Origin of the sequence: Pararhodonellum marinum (assembly GCF_015354735.1) — a bacterium.
GTDB lineage: Bacteria > Bacteroidota > Bacteroidia > Cytophagales > Cyclobacteriaceae > Pararhodonellum > Pararhodonellum marinum.
Window position 1 is genome coordinate 257,644 of the sequence record NZ_JACEFJ010000001.1, and the last position, 23,603, is coordinate 281,246.

Genomic DNA, 23,603 nt, shown 5'->3' on the forward strand with positions numbered 1-23,603 from the left:
ATTTATCCGTATCATGAAAAACCCATTGGTTTCGATCATATGCATTTGTTTTAACCAGGAAAAATTTGTGTATGATGCACTTTCTAGCCTGATCAATCTCGATTTCTATCCCTTGGAAATTTTTTTAGTGGACAATGGCAGTAAGGATAAGAGCAGGGAGGTGATCAATACATGGTATTGGCTGCATAAAGAGCATTTTAAAATCACCAAAATGTTTTATGATCAATCCCAAAGTTACTGTGAGGTTTTCAATAAGGCCCTGGCACTGAGTAAAGGAAAATATATAATAGATTTTTCCTGTGATGACATCCTTCTAAAAGGGCACCTTCACCATGCATTGGCTTCCTTCTCTGAAAATCCAAAAGCAAAGGCCTATTCAAGTCAAGCCATGCTTATCAATGAAACAGGGGAGGCCTTGGGCCTGTTTTCTGAAAGGAAGAAAAACAACATTGTACCCAAAGGATTTATTTATCGGGAATTGGTGGGATTTAACTGTATCTGTACCAGTACATTGGTTTTTGATAGCACCACGTTGAAGTTGGAGGGAGGGTATGATGAGACCTTGGTCTATGAGGATTTTGACATTCTGGTAAGATTGGCAAGAAGCCACCCTTTTGCTTATTCTGAATTTGTAGGCGTAAAAAAAAGATTGCATCAAAATGCTTTTTCAAAGCAACAATACCAGGTAAAGACTTCTAGGATGTTACCGTCGACCTTTAAAGTTTGCATGAAAATCAAACTAATGAATGAAACAGAGGAGGAAAACGAAGCCTTACAGTTCAGGGTCATGCATGAATTGAAACATGCCCTAGCTTCCGCCAATTTCGCTGTAGCCCTTAAATTTATTGCTTTGGCAAATGCCATTGAAGTCAGTGACCCAAAATTGGTCCTATATACGTTGTGGGCCAAATCCAGGATAGACCTTTCTTTTTTCTATGCATGGATGAAAAAAGATCCTAGCCCACAACCACTTCAATAAAATTCTCCTTAAAATATTGTTGGCCGATCCTAAGTACATCTTCTGGGGTAAATTTTCGGATGTACTGAAGCTGTTCTTCATAAAAACTATAATCCAAGCCATGTTGGTGTATGGATTTGAACCTTGAAATCAAATCAAATGGAGAGCTGAAGGAAGACAAAAAGTGTCCAATCATATAATTCCGAACAGTTTCCAACTCATCGTGAGAAACAGCTTCCGATTTTAAACGATCTATTTCTTTGTAAACTTCCTCTATGACCTCCTCAGCAAAGCCTTTTTGAACATCAGCCATCACCAGCCAATAATCGGTTGGGTTCAAGCTGCCTATACTACTGTAGATGCCATAGGTATGTCCCTTGTCTTCCCGAATGTTTCTGATAAGCCGGCTTCCAAAATAGCCGCCTAAAATCGTATTAAAAACCATCAATCCGTGGTGGTCAGGATGTTTTTTAGAAATCAAGTGCTGGCCGATCCGAATGGTTGATTGAACTGATTTAGCTCTTGTTTCAGTGATTTTTTCATTCGGATTAAACTGATAATCAAGCAGATGAATCGGGGCGGCTAGATTAGGTAAGTCCTCAAAAGCCTTCATGATCTCAGTTACTTGATCATCACCTAATGGGCCGGTAAGAAACAACTCCGGACGATTTAGAAAGTTATCCTGATAAAAGGTTTTCAAATCCTCAACAGAAACTTCATCCACATCTTCTTCCCTTGCAATGAATCCGAAAGGGTGATCAGACCCGAAAAGCGCTTTCCGAATCAATTGATTGGCTCTTGCAGGGTTTTTATCCAATTGGAGGGCAATACTCAGTTTTTTTTGAGCCTTTCTGGTGTCAAGTTCTTTTTTGGGAAACACTGCCTCGGTAAAAAGAGACCTAAAGACAGGAAGTACATCCTTAAAATGCTTTGCAGTACACAACAAGGATAAACCATGCTGCTCAAACGAGGAAATGAATTCCACCTCTGAGGCATAATGGTCAAAGAAGTTGTCTAATTCTTCGGATGGAAGGTTATGGGTACCTTCCAGCAACATGTGAAGGGTAAAGAAGGGAACAAGCCCCTTTCCTTCAGGGATTTTTTTAAGGGGAGTTTGAAAGATCACCTCCAACTTGACGGCCTCGATGGTGTCAGTTTGTATATAATAAAGAGGAATCCCATTTTTTAGGGTCCACTTTCGGGGTTGAATCAGGTCAATGTGATCTGGAATCTGAAATTCCGGGGCTTTGGATCTATCCGGCATTATCTTCTTCGGAGGTCTCTTGGGATATTATAAGCTAGTGAAACTCGCAATGTTTCTGCCAAAGGATGGTTTTGGGTTTGCGGAACCAAATAAGAAAAATCGAATCCAAATCGCTGTACCTTTAAGCCTACTCCCATGGTAAAATACCTTCTTCCTCCTTTATTAGGATTTTCATAGAAATAACCACCCCTTAGGGCAAATATGTCGTTGTAATCATATTCGGCACCAAATGAAAGCATAAATTCCTGAAGTTCTTCCTGGAATCCACCTGGGGCATCGAAAAATGAGGTAAACATACCGTTGATCAATGCCCTATTTGGGTCTCTTCCTCCTCCTGGAGCGATAATGGGGTTTCCGTTATCGTCTGTGGCGAGGCTACCATCCTCATTCAATTCCCAAATAGGAGGAGTAGGTACCATTAATTTATTGACATCGAAAGCAAAAGTAAGCGTGTTGAAATCATCAAGATTGATCTGCAAGGCAGTTCCCAAGCGGAAATTAGTAGGGATAAAATCGAGGTCTTCGGCACTGTTGTAGGTGATTTTTGGACCAATGTTGGTGATGGTGGCTCCCCAAGACCAATACGCTTCTTTTCCTCCCAATAGGATTTCATTTCTATAATAAATCCCCACATCAGTACCTACACTGATGCCTGGTCTACTTTCATTGCCGCTAGCACTGCTGAGGTTACCGGAGAGGTTGGAGTGAATGAATCTAGCTGAAATACCCAAACCGAGTGTTTCCGATAATTTTCTCGAATACGTTCCTCCAATGGCGATTTCTCGGGGAGTAAATACCCCAAGTTCTTGGCCCAAAAGGCCTGTTTCAACAATATTGCCTAAATTAAAGTACCTAAGATCTACTCCAAAGGCGGATACATCATCTATTCTTTTGTAACCGGTCAAGTAGTTCAGTGACATGTCGTTGACCAAGTTGCCGAGCCAAGGTGAATAGGATAGGGAGAAACCCATTTCTCCGTCAATAAATGCTAGCTTTCCTGCATTCCAATGCGCTGAATTGGCATCGGGAGTGGTCGCTACTCCTACATCACCCATCGCCGAATGTCTACTGTCAGGAGCAAAATTTAAAAAAGGGACTGCTGTGGTGATGACTCTCCTGTTTGGGTCTTGGCCCGAAATGATGGAAGAGTTCTGTGCTTTGGTTGTAAGTCCGATGCAGGTAAGTGCTACCAGAAAAAATGAACCTTTTGAGATGATAGGATGAACTTTCATTGAATAATTAGTTTGCCGCTTTTTTGATCAAATGTGCCATCAGACTCAGAAATAAGCTCTAATTGGTAAATATACGTTCCTTTGACTGGAAATTTGGTTTTGTGATCAAAATAATTCCATACAAAATCCCCAATTTCGGTTTGGGCATTTGCATAACGTCTACTGGAACTATATATTTCACTGCCAGCCAAAGAAAAAACACGCAGCTGTACAATTAGGTTTTCGCCGGGCCTGTTATGGGTGAATTTAAATGTACTGTTTGTCGAACTGGGATTAGGGTAAACCACGTGATGGGTGATGCTGGCAGTAAGGCTGCCTTCCACGATGATTTCAATTGTATGATGATTTCCATTCCCCACATTATCCCAGGCCTGAACCGTCAATTGATTGGGCCCTTCTACTAAGTTTTCGACTTTTACAATTACTATGCCATTCCGATACCCATTGTCCAAAGCGGTATAGGCCCTGTTTAGAATGTGGAGTTGGTCCTCATTAACCTGAAGGCTAAGATCCTGTCCTAAATTGTTGCCGGAAACATTGATGCCGCTTTCATCCCGAAGTTTGACAATCAGAGTGGCTGTTCGGGTGTTAATTTTTTTTATCGATTGGATACTGTCATTGACAAAAACCCTTATTTCAGGGCCTAGAGTGTCTTTTACAACGTTAGGTGCAGTTCCACCAATGGTAATCAATTGAGCTCCCAATGCCTCGGATTTCTGATTTTCGGCTATGCCAGTTATCCTTATAGTACCCTCTCCGAAGGTATAATTTATGTTTTGGGGAATAAAGGCTTCTGACTCAAAAATCCCTTTGTCTATCGTGCCCTGACCCCGGAAAAGTACGATGTCATTTACCTTAAAAGTAGCAGGATTGCTTTCATCACCTAAGGTCCGCACTTCACCTGCTTTATCCAGGATAGTCAATTCATAACTCCCATTAAATCGATCCACTGTCAATTCTGTCACAGGATCCTTTACGGCACCTTTGATCAATACCTGCTGCAATGCCTTAAGTGTATCACTTTCAATTTCTAAAGTTAAATCGTTGATTTCCAGTGCCTCCATTTTCAACTCAGGCAATGGCAATCGAAGGCTTGGATCTCCTATGAGTGAAAAATTTCTGTTCAATACACCTCTTAGGCTATTGTTTTTGGTTTGCTTGAAAATTTCCCCCAAAGAAAGATATTGTCCTTCTTCTTTTTTGAATACGGCTTCTATAAAAGCTTTATTTAAAGTAAAATTCACACTGCTAAAAACAGGTCTGCCTGTGGTAAGTACAGCAATCGCCCCTTTTTGTGGAACTATGAGTAATTCTTCCGCACCTGATCTCAGAAAGGGACTGTCTTGCCTACCAAATTCACAGGTAGCTGTCACAAATAATGGTAATTTTTTATTGGGCGACCAATCCCCTATGTCTGCCACCGTAAAGACCCTTTCAGCTGTGAGGGTGGTTTCGTTACCATGACCGATGTAATTGATCAGTAAGGTTCCCTCCTCTATATGTTGTGTAAAAGCAGCTTTTGCTTCAGGGGAAGTTTGTCCGGAAGACCCGGTAACTTGTTCAAAAGCATCCAAATAAAGTTTATCGACAACCAATTCAGGATGCTGGCTTTTTAGATAGTCCGCATGGGTTTCGGCATCATTGAGGTGGATGTTATTATCTCCATCATCCGCAAAGAGCAATAGTCTTTTGTTCCAGTCCTCCTCAAAAACTTCTAAATTTTCATACTGAATGATTTTGTCTACCACGATGGCTGCTTCTGAAAGGTTGATGACCGGCAAGCGTCCTATCCCCAAGCTCAATTCATGGTCTCCTTCATTGGATTCCTCCCAATCCCCTTCTCCCAATTGTACAAAGCCAAAAAAATCATCCGAGCTGAAAGTGGTCAAAGGATTTAGACTGTTTCTGGAAGCGTAAGTGGGCAATAAATTCGGCCTGCCACCACTAAGTCCTTTGAAATCATAGGTGCCTTTGCCGAAGAACAGCACATTTTCAAGGGAAGGGTTCTGTAGCCTGCATTGCGCTATAAAATTACGGATGGCCACTACATCCCGATTTCCATATCCAAATGCAGGATAAATTTCTTCGGGTGTCACCACCGCAGTATTAAGTCCTAAGGACTGCTTGTGTTGGGCCAATCTGGTAGCCTGACTTTTTAGACTGCTTGCCGTGACAATCAGCAACTGTGCGGAAGGGATTTGTTGGCGGAGACCAAGGTTAATCGATTGGATGGAATTAACAGCTGGTACTGAATTGGGATCGAAAACTGCAATTTTTTCAATCATTAAGCCATGGCCTTGATTTTGGTTCAGCTCTTTGACCTCGAAAAAATCACTGATATCCCAGATCTTTAATTCCTCATGCGCCTGTATGTTTACAGGTAAATCTGATAAATTATAATAGATTCCCTGAGGTAGATCAGCTGCCTCAAATCCTTCACCTATGATCAAATGATCCAAATAACCATAACCATTGGAATTGCCTGTACTGTAATCGAGTTTAAATCTGAAACTTTCTGAATCTTCAGAAAGAAGTCCTTTTTGTTCATACAAAGCTTCCCTTCCTTTGACTCCATAAGTACTGTTGGGAATGGGAGGGATGTCAGTTTGGGCCAACTGTATCCCATTTAATCTGCTGGTAAAAGTATTGGAAGCCAAGGACTGGGCCATCAACTGAACCTGTAGGTAAAAATCCCTCGAGGCCCCATGACTTTTTTGAAACGTCAGGCTGGTTCTTTCGCCATTGCCCATCCTGTCCCCAAACCACCTTCTTCCGGAGTTAAGCAGGTTGAATTCTTCATTTTTATGAAATTGAAGCCTGTAAAGTAGGCTAGGATAGGTTTCAAATCCTTCATTTTCAATAGGTAACACCCTTTTCAATGGATTTTCAACTTGGATTAAATAATGAAGGGTATCTGTATATGGATGGTGTTTGTAGATAAGTTCACCTTCTAGGAATTGAGCAGTATGAGGTCCAGTAAGATAAACAAACAATTCATTCTGTATAATTTGAGTAGGGATTTCCAATAATTCAAATGATGACTCGGATAAAATCTGTGGCAATGGGCCGGGATAACCCAAGATTTTGATTTGCTGAAGGTTGGAAGCACCCATTTGTTGGGCTTGGTTGAGTGTGATTTTGTAGACTCCCTCCTCAGTCACTGGGAAAGCGAAAGTCTGTTCCTGTGCTAGGATTTCAGCCCTAGCCCCAAAGAAAAGCAGGATCAAGCATCCCCATATGACTATTTGATTTTTTTCAAGCATTTTTCACAACCAACCCTTCCAACAAAGACAATAGGATATAGGCCAAGATAAGAAAAGGGATCCCTCCTAGACCCCATATGATCAGGCACATTAATCCTATGGCAATAACGGCAAACCGGAAGAGGTTGTTTTTGAGGGAATAATCTTTGAATTTCAGGGCCAATAAAGGCAATTCAGCTGTCAAAAGCAATCCCAAAACCAAAGTCAGCCCAAGCAAAAACCAAGGATTTGAAAGCCATTGCCCTACCAAAGGCATGGCGTTACCCAAAAATGGAAGAGTAGAGATCAGCATGGCATTGGCCGGCGTGGGCAAACCGATGAATCGGTCCGTCTGCCGGGTATCCACATTGAATTTGGCCAACCTCAGTGCAGATTGGATGCCTATGAATAGACCAAAGAATGGCAACCATTCCCACAACTGAGTTTGTTCCAACATTTTAAATAGAATAAAAGAAGGCAAAACCCCAAAGGTCACTAAATCCGCCAGAGAGTCTAATTGTTTCCCGATTTCAGAATGAACTTTTAGAATGCGAGCCACAAAGCCATCCAGAAAATCAAACACGGCAGCGATGATGATAAAATACGCGCCCCAATGTAGGGCACCCTCAAGCACATAGTATATACCGATCATCCCAGCCAACAGATTAAGGCAGGTCAAAAAATTGGGGATGTGTTGTTTGATGGTCAAAATCTTGCCCTTTCTCCTACAAAAGGATTAAATTTTTTTTCAGCACCTACTGTGGTTTCAGCTCCATGTCCAGGATACAGGGTCACTTCCTCTGGTAATGTCAAAAGTTTTTCCTTAATGGCTTTTATCAAGGTTTCATGATTCCCACCTGGCAGATCAGTGCGACCTATGCTTCCCTGAAACAAAGTGTCACCACAAATGCAGGACAAGCTGTCAGCATCATACAAAACCACATGTCCCGGGGCATGACCAGGCACCCATAGGATCTCAAGTGTCGTATTTCCAAATTTCAAAGTATCGCCATCTTTAAAAAAAAAGTCAGGCTCACTGTCTTGGTAGGCAGGGAATCCATAATTGGAGGCATAACTTGATACCGACTTTAACACAGGGACTTCAAAAGCATGCATCCAGAGTGGTAACTTGAAATGAGATTTTACAAACGCATTGCCCAATACATGGTCAATGTGGCAATGGGTATTGATTAATTTGACAGGCTTAAGGGCTTCTGCCAATATAAAATCCGTGAGTATTTTGGTCTCTTCCTTTTCATAACAACCCGGGTCGATGATCAGCGCCTCTTTACTTTCATCAAATAACACAAAAGTATTTTCCATAAAGGGATTAAAAGTAAAGGACTTGATTCGGAGCATGTTATATATTCGTTTGAATGAAGCATCAAAATAACAACAAAAGAATTTAAATTTGGGCATGGAAGTAGATTTTTTGCTTGTAGGACAGGGATTAGCTGGAACTGTACTTTCCCATCAGTTAATCACAGGGGGCTATACAGTTCACCTTATCGACATGCCAGCTGAAAACAAAAGCAGCCGGGTAGCCGCGGGACTTTACAATCCGATCACCGGGAAAAAAATGGTCAAGACCTGGAATGCCGATCAATTGTTTCCTGTAATTGAGCCCTTTTATGAAGGATTGGAAAAGTTGCTAGGGGTACAGTTTTTACACAAAAGACCGATTTACAGACCATTTCTAAATGTGGAAGAGCTTAACGAATGGATGGGATTCAGTGGGGACAAGGGCTTTGAGCCCTACATTGAAAAAATTGTGGACCGGCCTCTTTTTGAAGAAGTGCAAAATGATTTCGGTGGAGTCCTTTTGAAAAATTCAGGTTTTTTGGACCTCAATACACTCCTAGATACCTATTCAAAATGGTTGCTCCAAAAAAATATGCTTTCAGAGAAAAAGTTTGAAGAACGGAATTTGAATTTTGAAAGAGGATACGTAGCTTATGGCGATATACGGGCAAAATCCTTAATTTACGCCAATGGCTTGGGGGCAATGAAGTCAGGGTTTTTTGATGGTTTGCCTTTTGCCCCTGTCAAAGGTGAAATATTGACCATTGAACAGTCGTTTACCCCATACGAAATCATCAATAGGGGTGTATTCAGAATATCCCTACCAGATGGGAATGTAAAAGTTGGCTCCACTTACAGCTGGCATGATCTGGAAAAGGGCATATCCGAAAAAGCAAAAATGGAAATACTGGAAAAACACCATAAACTCATCAAAAACAAGGATTATAAGTTAATCCAGCATGAATTTGGCATTCGCCCCGCTACAAAAGATAGAAAACCCTTTCTCGGGAAACATCCGAAGCATGAAAACGTTTACTTATTCAATGGTTTTGGCGCCAAAGGCGTTTCTTTGGCTCCTTACTACTCAAAAGTAATGACAGAACTCCTGACAAATGATAAGGAACCCCCTTTGGATGTTAATGTAAAACGTTTTTTTAGTTATATTTAGGTGAAAGATTACCGAAACGAATGAAGTTAAAGCTACTTGTTTTGTTTTCAGCAGTTTTGCTGATGTTTATAAACCAACAGGTTTTTGGACAATTTGACCGGGAGCGGTTTGGGAAAAACAGGATCCAGCATCAAGTCATGGACTGGTCTTTTTATAGCTCAAACAACTTTGAGGTGTATTATTATGGCAGCGGTCAAGCCAATGCCAGAATGGCCATTGACTTTTTGGAAGCGGAATTTGAGCGGCTTTCCCAACTGATTGGTTATGTAGCCTATACCAAGCCCAAGATTTTCATCTATAATTCAAGAGAAGAATTGTTGGAAAGTAACCTGAATTTGAACAAAGACAGTTTCACCATAGACGGACAAACTTTTTTTTCCAAATTATTGGCTGAGGTGCCTTACACGGGTGATTGGGAAACATTTAAAAGAGAATTGATCTACGGTACCTCAAAGGCCATCCTAGAGGAGATGGTGTATGGTACCTCAATTACAGATGCCTTTCAATCCAACCTCATCAATAGCTTTCCATATTGGTTTTTGGAAGGTGCCGCTCAATACATGGCCTCAGGCTGGAGTATGGAAATGGATGATTATGTGAGACATTATTTGAAAGAAAACAAAAATCCAAAACTATACAATCTAAAAGAAGAAGAAGCTGCCATGTTGGGTCAATCCATATGGAATTTCATTGTAGAAAAATATGGAAAAAGATATATATCCAGTATCCTCAACCTTAGTCGAATCAATAGAAATGAGGAAAATAGCATTGCCAATACCATTGGACTGAATTTCAAAACCTTTGTGGAACAGTGGAGGGCATATTATACGGGGATAAACAACCAGGTTTTGACCACCTTTAAAGATATCAATGATGAAAAAGTCATCACATCTACTTCGAAAAACAGGATTGGTAAGATCAATGATGTAAAATTCAGTCCGGACAGCAAACACCTGGCCTATGTCATCAATGATGGTGGCAAATTTCGAATAATAGTGCGGGAATTAGCGACAGAAAAGGAAAGGACTATTTACAAAGGAGGATACAGATCGGATGACCAAAGAGAAAATTTTTCGACACCCATAATTGCATGGAAAGACACGCTCAATCTGGCTATAGGGACATTTACAAGGGGAGTGACTACTTTAAGGTTAAGAGCTATTGACGGAAGTAGTCAAGACAGGATTTTTTTGAGAAACATTACCCAGATTATGGATTTGGATTTTGCCCCCAATGGCAGAAATATGGTTTTATCGGCCATAGCAAATGGCAGAAGAGATATCTATACCTTAAATGTTAGAGGGCAGGGGAAAAGGCTCACCAATGATATTTTCGATAACATCACACCTGTGTTTTTAAATGATTCTACAATTATCTATGCGTCCAATTTTAAAGAACTTCCAGATAGTGTTCTGACGAATGTGGTGGACATTCGAGAATTGCCTCAATATTACAACCTTTTCAGGTTGGATGTGGGTGATTCTACAGTCACCACCCGGTTGACCAACAGCAACAGCAAAAATTTCAGCCCTAGGGTGATGAACGCTAATATCCTACTTTATTTCAGCGATCAAAGTGGTATCATGAACGTTATGCGGTATAATTTGGGGAGCAACGTATCCAGTCAGGTCTCTGCTTTTAACAAGAGCCTTGAAGCATTCGACTATGCACCAAGTCGCAACATGTGGGCATTTTCATTTCGGGACGGGATACAGGCGAAATTGGCTATGGAAAGTTTCCCCAATGTTGACCAGTTTACACCCGGCACACCACGGGTACAATTGTCTCAGGTCAAAGATTTAAGTGAACGAATATCCACGAGAAGATTGGAGCTTGAGACACAAAAGGTGGAAATCCCCAGACCCCAAACAACCACATCTCCGGACGTGAGAGTAGATACCACTTTAAGGTTAAATCTGGATGATTTGCTTAGAACCGGTCAATTGCCTCAACAGGCTGAAACCGCTCCAAGTGAAGTAACTGCAAAGCCAAAAGAAGAAGTTAAATCGGTATTTGATACCATACCGCCACCTAAGAGTCTTACTGGAAGGGAACTTACAGGAGCTATAAATACAGAAAATCTAAGGTATGAAAGAAAAGGTGGCATCGATACTGACAATTATGTCTTTGACACTATTCCACCTGTTACCCAGGAAAGGAGTACGCTTCAGGCTGCCTCTGGCAGGAGCAATATTCTTGATGCCTTTAGAAGGCAGAGCATGCAGAAAAGAGTGTCTCCCCCTAGAAGTTATATGCCACAGTTCATTACCAGTAGCCTCAATACTTCATTTCTAGTGGATCCTCTACGGGGATTCGGTATTCGGCTGAATGGTGAAATGACCGATCTTTTGGACAATCACTCCATTAAGGGTGGTATCATGACTACCCTCGATTTTCGATCTGGGAGTGATATTTTCTTTGAATATGAATATTTGAAATACCGCCTTGATTTCAGGGGAAGGTTCGACAGAAGGGTTCTGCAGCTCTCTGAAGGTGACCTTAATTTCCAAAGGTATGTGTTGACAAAAACCCAAGCGGAAGTTTCCTATCCGCTTACTGTACATACCAGGGTTTCTTTGGCACCATTTGTAGCCAAAACGCAGTATTTCAACCTTAATCCTGATTCTATTCTAAGAGGAACGGTAGAAGAACAAAATCGATTCGATGTGAATTATGTAGGGGGTAGGGCAGAAGTGGTGGTGGATAAAACAAACCTATTGGGACTTTACATGCAGCAGGGCTTCAAAGGAAAAATGGGATTGCAGCATTACCAAGGTTTAAATCGTGGGGAAAGATCTTTTAGTAATTTTTACCTTGATATGAGAAATTACCAGAAAATCCATAAGAGCATTACCCTGGCTACCCGGGTTTTTGCTGGAAGTTTCTTTGGTAGAAATCCCCAAAATTATTTGGTAGGAGGCATGGACAATTGGCTCTTCAATCAATTTTATCAACCCCCTTCCAATCGTCCGGAAGCCTCCCCAGTCAGGAATGCCGCGGGCGTAGAAAATTCCAATATCTTATTTGCGGAATTTGTTGACCTTAGGGGATATGACTATGATGAAATCAGAGGTAGCAATGTGGTTACTTTTACAGCGGAATTAAGAATACCGCTTTTCTCTTACCTTTCCAGAGGAAATATTGCCTCTAATTTTGTCAAAAATTTCCAGTTGATTGGGTTTTATGATGCTGGATCCTCTTGGACAGATTCAGCCCCATGGGAAAGGGTAAATGACCAAAATACGGAAGTAATCAATACAGAGGGTTCACCCTTTGTCATAACCCTCAATAATTTTAATAATCCTTGGTTGCAAAGTTATGGCGGTGGATTGAGAACGGTGTTGTTCAACTACTACGTGAAATTTGATGTCGCCAGACCTATTCGGAACTATACCACAGAAGACTTGAGATTTTACGTAACTTTGGGGTACAATTTCTAATTGAGAACTGAAAGAACCCACCCCATGATCAAATCCATGACCGGCTACGGAATAGCCCATTACGAAGATGACGTCTATGAAATTGCCGTAGAGGTCAAAACACTCAACTCAAAATTTTTGGATTTAACGCTGCGTTCACCCAGACAATTTTCCGACAAGGAAATTGAAATAAGGAATCTTGTCAGCGAAAAGCTGGAACGTGGAAAAGTACACCTATCCATAGAATTTAGTCGAAAATCTTCCGCTGAGCTCCCGGTTCAAATTGATGAGGCACTTTTTAAGTCTTATTTTGAGAAATACAGTGAGATGGCTGGTGCTGTACAGGCCACTTCTTCTGAGATATTTAAACTGGCACTTCAGTCACCAAATGTGACCAATTCGGTAAGTGAAAAACAAGGAGATGATGAGGCTTGGGAAAAGTTGAAACCAGTATTGGTAAAAGCTTTGAAAGCCTGCGATGATTTTCGTACGGATGAGGGGAGAAAGCTTTATACGAAGTTTGAAGAAAACCTATCAGTTATCAGGAATAGTCTAGAAAGGGTCAAAGAAGAAGAACCAGTACGAAAAACACGGATTAAAGAACGAATCAGAAATAATTTCTCAGATTTTCTGAAAGAAAATGATTTTGATGAAAATCGATTTGAGCAGGAATTGATCTATTATTTTGAAAAACTGGATATCACGGAAGAGATCGTAAGGCTCTCCACCCACTTGGATTACATGGAGAAGAGTTTAAAGGCTGCTTCCAATGAAGGTAAAAAAATGGGTTTCATCGGACAGGAGTTGGGTAGGGAAATCAACACCATCGGCTCTAAAGCCAATGATGCCGGTATTCAGAGGCACGTCATCTTGATGAAGGATGAACTGGAGCAAATCAAGGAACAAAGCCTCAATATTCTCTAATCAAAGTCCCTTATTGTAATTTAAATCTTACCGGAAGTCGCATCCTTACCCGAACAGTTTGCCCTCTTTGTCGGCCAGGTGTCCAATTCGGAGCTGCATTGATCACCCGTAAGGTTTCTTCATCACAACCTCCCCCAATACCCCTGAGTATTTCAATATCCTGAATTGAACCATCTTTGTTGATGACAAAGACCACATAAACCGTTCCTTCAATGCCTGCTTTTTTGGCTTGATTGGGATATTTAAGGTTTTTTTGGAGGTACCGGTGCCAAGCTTCCATGCCACCTACAGGCATAGGACTGACTTCGGCAAAATCAATAATTTCATCTGCCTTTTCTATAATCGGAACCACATCGGGAACAAAGGACGTATTTATATCCAAAATTTCGATCTGATCAATGATGGGGATGTCAGGATCCACGACAATGTCATCTGGTACTTGCTTCACAGCAATAGGTTTTTGAGGCTTAGGAGGAGGCGTAGAAAATTCAATTGGCTGAATCAAAAAATCATCTATCAAATGATTTGCCCCATCAAAGTATTTTAATTCAGTTTGAAGCACTGATTTGTATTCAAATGCCAATAGCACCAACAGGGTACTCACAAATAAACCGATATGAAAAAATAGTCTGCTAAATCGGTAAACATCCTGATTTTTATTTTTCTTGGTTTCCATATGCGAATTGTTTTTAGTTGAAATCAATCTACTAAACATTAAGGTAATCAAATACAACCAATTAAACTAATTTAATAGGTAATATTTTTGAAAGCGATGGATTGAAAGCTGAAAAGTTGGTTGAAACAGGGATGAGCTCGAAGATGAAAGCTTAAAAGGGAAAGGGAAAGGCATCAAAGCCCAAAATTGAAAATAGGGAATACGGAATGAATATGTAACTTAGGACAGGCTCCAAGCTGAAAAAAAGTGCGAAGGCGAAAGGGAACAAATCAGGCTGAAAACCTGTAAAAAAACTTTCAATGAATGCCTAACCCTAAGAAACAAAATTATTCCATCCCTTATAGGAACATCGACATAGAAATGAAAATCCTTTCCTTAAGAGTGATGTTTCGGTTACGTTTGGAGACATTCAATTGTGATCAGATTGAACGAAATGGCAATGGCTAAGATCCCTGAAAAATCATCGCATGTTTATGTTGTGCCTAATGCTATTCAGGTTTAGACCTTTCAAATGTAAGGGAAGAGCATTCTCAAGGGACAATTGATTCCAAGGATAATGATTTCACTGAAGTTCATGGATAATCAAGGATTTAATAAGGATAGAATCAAAAAACTATTAAGCAAAAAAAAGGGGGATAAAATCCCCCTTATATATTTCAATTCAAATATTAACTCAATTTAAATCGGATAGGCAATCTCATTTTCACCCTTACAGGCTTACCTCTTTGCTTACCGGGTTCCCATTTCGGAGCTTCCCTAACTACACGCATGGCTTCTTCATCACACCCGCCACCGATACCTCTGAGGATATCGACATCTTGAATGGATCCGTCAGTGTTCACTACAAAGACCACGTATACAGTCCCCTCAATACCCATACGCCTAGCTTGGGTAGGATACTTCAGGTTTTTTCTGAGGTAATTGTTCCAACCTTCCATTCCTCCCGGAGGGTTAGGCATGTTTTCAACCACATCAAATATTTCATCAGCTTTTTCTTCTACAGGAGCATCAGAAATTACAACCTCTTTGATGACCGTCTCTTCTTGAACGTCCACATCGAAATTCACCTCGATTTTTTCTTCAATTTCAACTTCATCAGGGATTTCCTGAATGATGGGTTGCTCAATAGGTGGGGGAGGTGGTGGTGGCTGTTCCGTAATCGGAATATCCAACAACTCCTCAAAATCATCATTGACTGTTCCTAAATCTTTCAGAGCGCGATCATCGTAAGACTTGTACTCAAAAGCAAATAGAACCAGTCCAACACTGACCAATAACCCAAGATTCATGAACATTCCTGTCCTCTTGGATAGATCAGCTTTTGGTGTTTTCTTAGCTTCCATGGTTAATTTGATTTGTATAATAGGTTAACGTAAATTCTTAATCTAAGTAACAATTCTAACTATTTATTTTTACTTATACAAGCAGATTTTTGCTTGTCTACGAGATAATAGCAGATAATTCCGCAGGCACCTCCCAATACATTAGCAACAATATCCCAAGCATCAAAAGTTCGATAAGGAACATATTGCTGTATCCATTCTACTAAGATAGCAAAAATAAATCCAAAAACTAAGAAAGTAGTAAATAATTTTAAAAATTCCGGGTTTTCTGGATTATTTTTTATCAACACCCTGGCCCAAAGAAAAGTAAGTGCAAAAAACAAGATAAAATGGATTATTTTATCCAAACCTTCAAAGATCGGGAAATCCGGAATTTCATTGCCAGGCTTAAGCATCGCATACAGGAGAATTCCGGTCCAGGCCAGAGCTAAAACCGTTTTTTTCACCTACACCTTAGGCCCCTACCAATTCTGAATAGGCTTCAGCAGTGAGCAGTTCAGCAGGCAAGTCCCCATCGAATTTTACTTTGATCATCCAACCTTGGCCATACGGATCCTCATTGACCAATTCAGGGGATGCTTCGAGTTCTTCATTGAATTCTACAATTTCACCACTGATAGGCATAAATAAATCCGAAACGGTTTTGACTGCCTCCACTGTACCAAATACTTCGCCGCTATCTATGTTTTCACCGACTGTTTCCACCTCCACATAAACTATATCTCCCAATTCCTTTTGGGCAAATTCAGTGATTCCAATGGTGGCAATGTTACCTTCTATCTTTACCCATTCATGATCTTGGGTGTATTTTAATTCATTTGGGAAATCCATATTCTAATGTTTGTTTTAAAGCTGACCAAAAATACAAGCTTTCATCTAAGGATAAAACTATTGACCTAAATTAAATCTCAATTGACCTCCAAAGGCCGTTGATGCTCTTTTGAAAGAGGTGGAAATCCTTGGGTCGTTGATCGTTCGGTCAAAATAAATCTGAAGATTGAGGTTTTTATTGATTATATATCCTATAGTGGGGCGCAGTTGTATGCTCAGGTTACCATTGGTTACCGTGTTGACTTCTTCTATTTTGCGTTGAACGGTCCGGGTGTCCAAGACACTGGTCGCTAGTCTGATTTGAAGGTCATTTTCAAGGACCTCCTGTCTTCCTTGAATTTTAAAAGGCAATTTTACTCCGGCTTTGGTATAACCAAGGTCAAAGACAAAATTCTGGCTACTCTGTTCTGTCACCTGAGCATTCGAAAAATTGAGACCCACGTTTCTCTCGGTATTGTAATTGAAAGTAATGCTCATTCTTTCTTTGGTCACGATGTCTACACCTATCAGTGGAGCAAATCGTTCCGACATCACCACTTGATTGAGCACAAAAACAGGGATGAAAGCCCCGAATTCATCGGTAAGTGACGCACTTGGAATATCCTGAATCCGATTAAACAATTCCAAACCATCTTGATATAGCAATGAATTGGAGAAATTGGTCACATCATAGGTGGATGTATAATTGTGCGTGAGGTTGATCACTGAAAATACATCCTGAAGTCCTTTGAGCCTGGCGAGTCCTTTGTATTCAACCCTCCAATTGGGTAAGGGAAAACGGGGAAAAGGATTCAGGTTGACTTCATCAGGCGACCTTCCTGTATAGGCTGCAATAAAGGCTGGAATCAAAACTGTTTGTCCGTTGATGTTGAAATCTCCACCGGGATTTTCAGTCTCCAAACGGGTTTGTATGGTTTGGCGGTATTGTTCAAAGTTCTGAAATAAGGGTGAATTATTATCCGCATCATCCCGGGCAAAGGCGGTTCTGATCATATTGAAGGTGATACCGTAAAGCCCCATTCTATTGGGATTTACTGATATATAATCATCACTTTCCAATGACTCCCGTCTAAAAATCTCACTAAATTCACCTGTTTCCCTTTTCCTCATTTCGAGAGTTATCCTAAAATCCTTGATGGGTTCCAGGATGCCGTTGATGTTTAAGGAAACTGACCGGTTCTGACGATAGGACTGGGTCAATTCTGGGCTTGGTGCGATAAGGCCTTGGTTAGCCAACCCAAACCTAAGGTCATTGCTTTGGCTTCCAAAAATAAAGCCAAAGCTTGGATTTAGAAAACTTCTGTCTAGTCCTAGCATTTGGGTATTGGGCATGTATCCTGGCAGGAAAGTACCCTCAATTATCCCATAATTAAAGTTGACTTCCTTGAGCATCATTCCAAATTTCAGGAGATCATTTCCAAATCCCGTACCTATGGTATCTGCGTCGCTTGCCCCACCTCTTCCGGGGATAGTTGGCCTCCTCGGTGCATTCAGCGCATTGAGCTTTTTGTTTTTGTTATAGAGCCGCACAAAATCCAACTTTCCATTGACCGTCCGGTCGCGGGTATTTTGGATGACATTTCCCAAAGTGTCCTTCTGACCTATAGCTCCTGTCAACCAAGCATAACTGGCTTCGTACCTGAAATCTGCTTTGATCCAATCAGTCAAGGGTAATTTATCCAAAGGGATGGCATAATTGACCACAAGGGAATGGTTGTAGTTCGTTGTCCTTCCTAATCTGCGAATATTGGTCCTTACCGAATCCCGCTTGGCTTCAGTATCCAGGTCCCCTTGTGGTTCATCTACTACTGCATTTACCCTGCTCACAAAATCTACAGACAGACTTTTGGTCAAGTCCCAGCTGAGATTGTAAAATCTGTTGATGAAGAAACTTTTTTGGAAAAGAGGGTCTACTCCCAAGGTGGTCAATTGATCATTACGGTACTGAGAGCGCAAAAACCGCCTGTCCATATCGATCCTGGCGGTGACATTGGCGGGTGAAAAATTAAAATTCAGATCCTTGATCAATTGTAAATACTTTCCATCCAAAAAACCTACCCCCTTGAATGGCTCCAATATGACAGGGTTGGGTTGAAAACTATAGGTAATGTTGCCTCGATAAGTTTCAAAATCATAGCTCTCCGTTCGGATGTTACTTTGTCTGACAGATCCGTAGGCATAGGAAACCGCAAAATTTTCCAGACTGTATATTTTGGTTTTTGCCTCTGGATTACGGCTCAGTTTTCTTACATTGTTGAAAGCAATATTCCTCCGCCTGACCTGATCCAGAACCAACTGTTCATAGGCTTCCCTTTCTGCTGCGGTCTGAAACTTGGTAAGGGCAACCTCAAAAGGCACATCTGCATTAAGGGGGTCAAACTGGGGTCGGGTGGAAGAATTTTCCATACTCAAGTAAACAGGGATACTGATTCCCAAACCTTCAGGAAGTATTTTGTCCATAGCTACATTGGCAGAAATATCATATTGGGTAGTGGCGTCTCGGGTCCTTTGAGAAAGCCGGGTCTCCAGTCCTCCAAAGCCGAAGGTATTGTGCCTGATGGAGGTAGAAATAGTGGCCACATCCGCAATCTGGGCATTAAGCCTTGCATTGGCAGCCCAACCTGAACTTCTTTTAAAATCAGTTACCCTCAATTCATTGGCCCAGATACAAATGGATTTGCTCGCGGTACCTGTTGACCCTGGATTTCGGATCCCAATCATCATGCCTTGAATAAAACTCAATTCAGGTCTACCGACTACGGTGACATTGTATTGTCGGATTTGCACGGTGAAGGGCAGGTTTTGGGGTACTTGATTGATGTCCCTTTCTGATTTTACACCCACAATTTCGTCTATCGCAATGTCTATTTCATTTTCCAGTGGCCAAATCTGCCGGGGATCCCTGGTGCCCGGTGGCGTGATCTTTAATGGCACCTCAATTTCGTAGTAATTGTCAGTGTAATCAGTGCCCATTCTTAAAAAGGCTGTAATTTCTCCATCTACCGCATCCTGACTGTCGGCATGCAGAAACATTTTCAGTCTTCCAAATTGAACCAGATCTTGGGAAGTGTTTCTAAATACAGCCCTTGCATCTCTGGCCTCCAGGTTATCTACACAAAGTCTGATAGATTGCTCATTCAATCGCCTTTCTACAGTAGAGGTATTGTCCCGGTCTCTTTCAATGCCTGGAGGTAAAACATAGGGGCTTTGCGTGCTGCTACCCTGCCCGTTTTCCTCAATGTTGACTACACCTACTGTAAAGTTGGAGTTGTCCGGTTCAGGGATTTCAAAGAACCCACGCTCATAAAGAGATTCCAGAAAAACCCGCCACTGACTGCCTACCAATTGGAATTTCGCCATCCTCAATACCACCGGCTGCTCAAAATCAGTCAGGTAAGTCCGCATAAAGCGGATGGATTTGAAACCGGAAATATCTCCCTGCGTTCTATCGGGTTCTCTTACAGGTATCCTGAAAAGGTACCAGTTGACTTCCTCACCATTGGCATTGGCAGTGACCCGGTCTACAATATAATTCCTACCCACTTCCATTTCAGAGGGGCGCAGATCTATTTCATATTCATAATAGCTTTCCAGTTCATTGATGGTGTTGTCGTTGTTTAGGTCCTCATTGTCGGGAATGGTGGAACCTGCGGGAGTAAAGGGAAGGTTGATGTTGGAGGTTACCGGTGAGTTGCCTTCCATCCCATTGAAGCCCTTGTATCTTTCCAGGATCTTAATGTCATTTTGGTCAAACTGCTCATCAAGATAATATTGAAAATCATCTGCTGAGGGATCTTCTTCTATCTGTTGCAATGCCCCAGCATTGACATTTAAGCGATTGATAAACCTTTCTGCAAAAAAAACAGCCTCTGCCTCACTGGAAAGACCATCTAAACCTACATCTTGGTTTTCTCTGGATTCGGCAGAATTGTCAAAAGCAGGTGTAAGAAACTGTTGACTTGGGATATTTCCCCATTCATTTTGGGAGGCATTGGAGGCATCTCCGTCTGCTGGAAGACCGTTTTCAAAGGAATGGCGACCATCACGAATCACGTCTTCGGAAATATCTCCCAGATTGAACCTTAATTTTCCTCCTGTGGTATTGTTTTGATTAAAAATCCCATCCAAGACCCGTCCATTAACCCCTGAGATAAAGGGATCCATCAACCAGAACTCGATGTATTCTATGTTGGTTCTATCAAAATCCACTTCAGAGGTAATGGCCCTGGTGATGGCCCCATAGTTGCTTTTGGGGTCAGGAAGTAGCCCTTCCTGATTCAATCCCGGGTTGTAATTGTACATGCCCCGTTCGTGCGGGAAATAGGCCACATCCAAAAGGGGTTCAGGAGTAACGATCACATCACGGTCTCTTTGAGGGAAAATCTCTTGAGGAATCACACTACGCACGTAGTGGTTTCTACGGTCTTCAGTCGTGATATTAGTTGGCACCCCCGGACCTTGCTGACGGTAAAAAATATTGTCGATGTTATACCATGCCACTTTCGCTCTTTTATAGGCATTACCTAGTCTATCCTCGGTGATAGAACTCAAATCAAATTGATCATTATCGGTTCTTGGTGTGGCTCCAAGTTTCCAGTTTTGAAAAGCGCCCATTCCGTAGGGGGTGATGGCAGCCTCAAAGTCATCGATGTAAGATGTTTCTTCTCCATTGACTCGGTTGGAAGATCCTGGGAGCAACTGGGCAAATTCACCGCTGAACTGTACAAGGGATTTCTCTTTGGTATTGGTAAAGGGTAAAGCATCTGCCAATTTGGTTAGGAAGCGGGACTCATCGCTATAGTTGACATCGAGCCCCCACAAACTATTTCGCAAGGTTTCACTGCCGGTAGCAATTCTGGTAATATTGGGCCTTTCGTTGAGATACAAAAAGGTACCGCCTACGGCTAGGTTTTCATTGAATATGTAGTCAAAGCGGCTACCCAGTAAACTTCGGGTCTGAAAGGAAACCAAATCTGCTTTTTCAAAGCTGATGGTAATCCTTTTGCCTGACTGAAGGATTCCTTCGTTGATGATCACCACCCTTCCTATGTTGTAGTCGACGGTGTAATCCACCCCCTCCGTAAGGGGGATGTTGCCTGCCTGTACCAAAACGGATCCCTCAGAAATATTCAGCCCCGGTAATAGGATTTCGCTTGCTGAACCTGAGACAAAGCTGCCTTTGAGGAAATACTTGTTGAGTCTTGTCACCAATTCGGCATCGGCCTTGGTCGTCCGATACAAGGTATCAAAAACAAATTTATCAACTAAGCTGGCTTCATTGGGCTCGAAAAAGTTTTCCAAGGTTCTTCCGAAGGGCTCCAAAACAGGAAATACGAGCATCCCTCTATCGGGAAAAATGGTCAAACCTTCCACAAAATCAAAATTACCATCAGGTGCAGGATCATTTTGTGGGTTAAGGTTATCCAGTCCCACAAGCCGGATCAATGGCACATCTCTCACATTCTGGCCTTCCAACAAAGCGGGATTGTCCAGGCCCGTCCGGTCGTCCCGGTAGATTACCTGAAGTTGGAAACCTTCCCTCTGGATTTGGTTGGCGTTGAAATTATAGACGTTTTTCATCATCAAATCCCAAGTTGGGATCCGGGTATTGATTCTGGCAGGCCGCAGCATCTTCAAGAAGATAATCTCATCTTCCGGTCTATTCTGATAGTCTTCGGAAAGTTCACCCACTTTATATGCCCTGCCATTAAAAGTGTATTCAAAAGAAACAGCCACCACCTCATCATTTTGCAGTTTACGGGTGAGGGAGATGTAACCCAATTCACGATGAAAGAAAAACTCAGTTGGCGCAAGCCTTCTGGCCCCGTTGATTTGTTCAAAATCCACCCCTTTAATCAGGTTTAGGTCTGATTCAATGGCCGAAGAAGCCCCATCAAAAGGCCTAAATGCGGGATTGGAAATTAAGTTTCTAAAAAGGTTATTGGCTTCATTATAGGTTGGGGCTGTGGGATCTCCCGTTCCGATGGCCGGATTGTCAGGTTTGAAAATCCTTTGACCTTCCCCCATATCCATAAAAGCCGCAAAGTTCCTAAGGGTTTCCGTGTTGTTGGCCCTGTTCATGATGTAAACTTCTACCCGGGTAATGTTGACCCCAGACAACACCTGAGGTAAACCCCTCAGCCATCTTTCATAATTGTCCCTAAAGAAGTGGCCTAGAAAAAAATGTCTGTTTTCATCGTATTCGGAGGCTTGGATTTCAAAAGGCCTCCCCTGACCGCCACCCTCTATGACCAATTCATCCCTCCGACCTCTTTGGGTGGAGGCAACCGCTGTCACGAATAATTTTCCAAACTGTAACTGGGTCTTGACACCAAACAGATTTTGGGCACCTTGGATCAGGCTGTTTTGAACAGGCATACTCACATTTCCGATTTCAATGCTTTTGATGATGTCTTCTTCAAAACCCGCATACTCCACTTTGAGCTGGTTTTCAAAATCAAAGGAATTGTTGCTGTCAAAATTGGCTCCGATCCTCATTTTCTGACCAAGGGTACCATTGACACTCATCTGGATCTGCTGATCAAAATTAAACCCCCCGTTTCTTTGCTGCCGAATGGGTAGGGTAGGGTTATCTATTCTCCTGTAAATGCCCCCAAAGTCAAGGTTGACAAAACCAGTCGGAACGATGTCCACCTCGCTTCCCCCGAAAATCCTGTCAAAGGTTGGACTTACTGTCATGGGAGGCAAAAGCCCACGTCCGCTTACAGCGCTTTCCCCGTCCATTCCTCTCGAACGGTTGCGCCAGTATTCCTGTCTCAAACGCAATTCCTGCATCCTGGAAAACTCATCAAAATCATAGGAATAATCAGGCTGGTAAGCCGAGGTGTCCAATTCGTCGCGCACTTTAAACCTGAAAGTTGAATCTACTTCCACTTCCAACTGCTGTTCATAGGGAGAGGGGAGAATGAATGGCGATACTGGTCTGAAGAGTGGATTTTGATTGGGGAAAAGGGGATTGGTATTGAAATTATCCCAGAGCAGAAAAGAAGGCAACATCCTTCTTTTGTACAAGGAATCCAGTTTGGTGGTGGTCAAGGTATCCAGTCGGATGGCAGATAAGGTGTCTGTAAGGACTGGAGGTAAGGTGTCTGTTTCCACCTGGGCCTCACCACTTGAATAGCATATAAAAAAAATCACCACCAAAAGAGCCATTTTGGATGATGAAAAGTACTTCAGTATTAACCGAGAAAAATAAGAATGAGTTGAGCTTGTCACTCGTGCTG

General features: G+C 41.9%; 15 protein-coding genes. 5 read left to right on the top strand and 10 right to left on the bottom strand.

Going from position 1 to position 23,603, the window contains the following annotated elements:
• Positions 1-13: 13 nt before the first annotated feature.
• Complete coding sequence (locus tag H1A14_RS01135; RefSeq protein ID WP_194774362.1) at positions 14-979, top strand: glycosyltransferase; 966 nt, start codon at positions 14-16, stop codon at positions 977-979.
• Here the strand turns inward: H1A14_RS01135 and H1A14_RS01140 are convergent.
• Genes H1A14_RS01140 through H1A14_RS01160 form a run of 5 tightly spaced genes read right to left on the bottom strand, consistent with a single transcriptional unit; the run spans position 957 to position 8,055 of the window.
• Positions 957-2,222, bottom strand: a complete 1,266-nt coding sequence (locus H1A14_RS01140; RefSeq protein ID WP_228527486.1) for a M16 family metallopeptidase — start codon at positions 2,220-2,222, stop codon at positions 957-959. The genes H1A14_RS01135 and H1A14_RS01140 overlap by 23 nt on opposite strands.
• Complete coding sequence (porV, locus tag H1A14_RS01145; RefSeq protein ID WP_194774363.1) at positions 2,222-3,454, bottom strand: type IX secretion system outer membrane channel protein PorV; 1,233 nt, start codon at positions 3,452-3,454, stop codon at positions 2,222-2,224. The genes H1A14_RS01140 and porV overlap by 1 nt, the downstream gene beginning before the upstream one ends.
• Positions 3,451-6,717 (bottom strand): type IX secretion system sortase PorU, encoded by a 3,267-nt coding sequence (gene porU, locus H1A14_RS01150; protein ID WP_194774364.1) that lies wholly within the window; start codon positions 6,715-6,717, stop codon positions 3,451-3,453. The genes porV and porU overlap by 4 nt, the downstream gene beginning before the upstream one ends.
• Positions 6,710-7,405, bottom strand: coding sequence for a CDP-diacylglycerol--serine O-phosphatidyltransferase (pssA, locus tag H1A14_RS01155; RefSeq protein WP_194774365.1), 696 nt, complete (start codon positions 7,403-7,405; stop codon positions 6,710-6,712). Before pssA ends, porU begins: the two co-directional genes overlap by 8 nt.
• Positions 7,402-8,055, bottom strand: a complete 654-nt coding sequence (locus H1A14_RS01160; RefSeq protein ID WP_194774366.1) for an MBL fold metallo-hydrolase — start codon at positions 8,053-8,055, stop codon at positions 7,402-7,404. Before H1A14_RS01160 ends, pssA begins: the two co-directional genes overlap by 4 nt.
• A 58-nt stretch (positions 8,056-8,113) precedes the next feature.
• On the opposite strand from H1A14_RS01160, the gene H1A14_RS01165 reads away from it, so the two are divergent.
• From H1A14_RS01165 to H1A14_RS01175, 3 genes are read left to right on the top strand one after another with little or no spacing between them, the layout of a single operon-like run.
• Positions 8,114-9,166: an NAD(P)/FAD-dependent oxidoreductase gene (locus H1A14_RS01165; RefSeq protein ID WP_194774367.1), complete on the top strand. Its 1,053-nt coding sequence runs from the start codon at positions 8,114-8,116 to the stop codon at positions 9,164-9,166.
• Positions 9,167-9,186: 20 nt separating this feature from the next.
• Positions 9,187-12,606: a TolB-like translocation protein gene (locus H1A14_RS01170; RefSeq protein ID WP_194774368.1), complete on the top strand. Its 3,420-nt coding sequence runs from the start codon at positions 9,187-9,189 to the stop codon at positions 12,604-12,606.
• 24 nt (positions 12,607-12,630) lie between these two features.
• Positions 12,631-13,509 (top strand): YicC/YloC family endoribonuclease, encoded by an 879-nt coding sequence (locus H1A14_RS01175; protein ID WP_194774369.1) that lies wholly within the window; start codon positions 12,631-12,633, stop codon positions 13,507-13,509.
• Positions 13,510-13,519: 10 nt separating this feature from the next.
• Here H1A14_RS01175 and H1A14_RS01180 read toward each other — a convergent pair whose 3' ends face one another.
• Positions 13,520-14,185, bottom strand: a complete 666-nt coding sequence (locus H1A14_RS01180) for an energy transducer TonB (RefSeq protein ID WP_194774370.1) — start codon at positions 14,183-14,185, stop codon at positions 13,520-13,522.
• 303 nt (positions 14,186-14,488) lie between these two features.
• Here H1A14_RS01180 and H1A14_RS01185 point away from each other — a divergent pair, with 303 nt between their 5' ends.
• A complete protein-coding gene (locus H1A14_RS01185) occupies positions 14,489-14,632 on the top strand; it encodes a hypothetical protein (protein ID WP_194774371.1) in 144 nt (47 codons plus the stop codon).
• 221 nt (positions 14,633-14,853) lie between these two features.
• Here the strand turns inward: H1A14_RS01185 and H1A14_RS01190 are convergent, their stop codons facing one another.
• From H1A14_RS01190 to sov, 4 genes are read right to left on the bottom strand one after another with little or no spacing between them, the layout of a single operon-like run.
• The gene (locus H1A14_RS01190; RefSeq protein WP_194774372.1) at positions 14,854-15,528 is read right to left on the bottom strand and encodes an energy transducer TonB; all 675 of its coding nucleotides are present in this window, start codon (positions 15,526-15,528) and stop codon (positions 14,854-14,856) included.
• A 59-nt stretch (positions 15,529-15,587) separates the two neighbouring features.
• Positions 15,588-15,974 (bottom strand): VanZ family protein, encoded by a 387-nt coding sequence (locus H1A14_RS01195; protein WP_317174838.1) that lies wholly within the window; start codon positions 15,972-15,974, stop codon positions 15,588-15,590.
• A gap of 7 nt (positions 15,975-15,981) precedes the next feature.
• Complete coding sequence (gcvH, locus tag H1A14_RS01200) at positions 15,982-16,359, bottom strand: glycine cleavage system protein GcvH (RefSeq protein ID WP_194774373.1); 378 nt, start codon at positions 16,357-16,359, stop codon at positions 15,982-15,984.
• 57 nt (positions 16,360-16,416) lie between these two features.
• A complete protein-coding gene (gene sov, locus H1A14_RS01205) occupies positions 16,417-23,532 on the bottom strand; it encodes a T9SS outer membrane translocon Sov/SprA (RefSeq protein ID WP_194774374.1) in 7,116 nt (2,371 codons plus the stop codon).
• Positions 23,533-23,603: the final 71 nt, after the last annotated feature.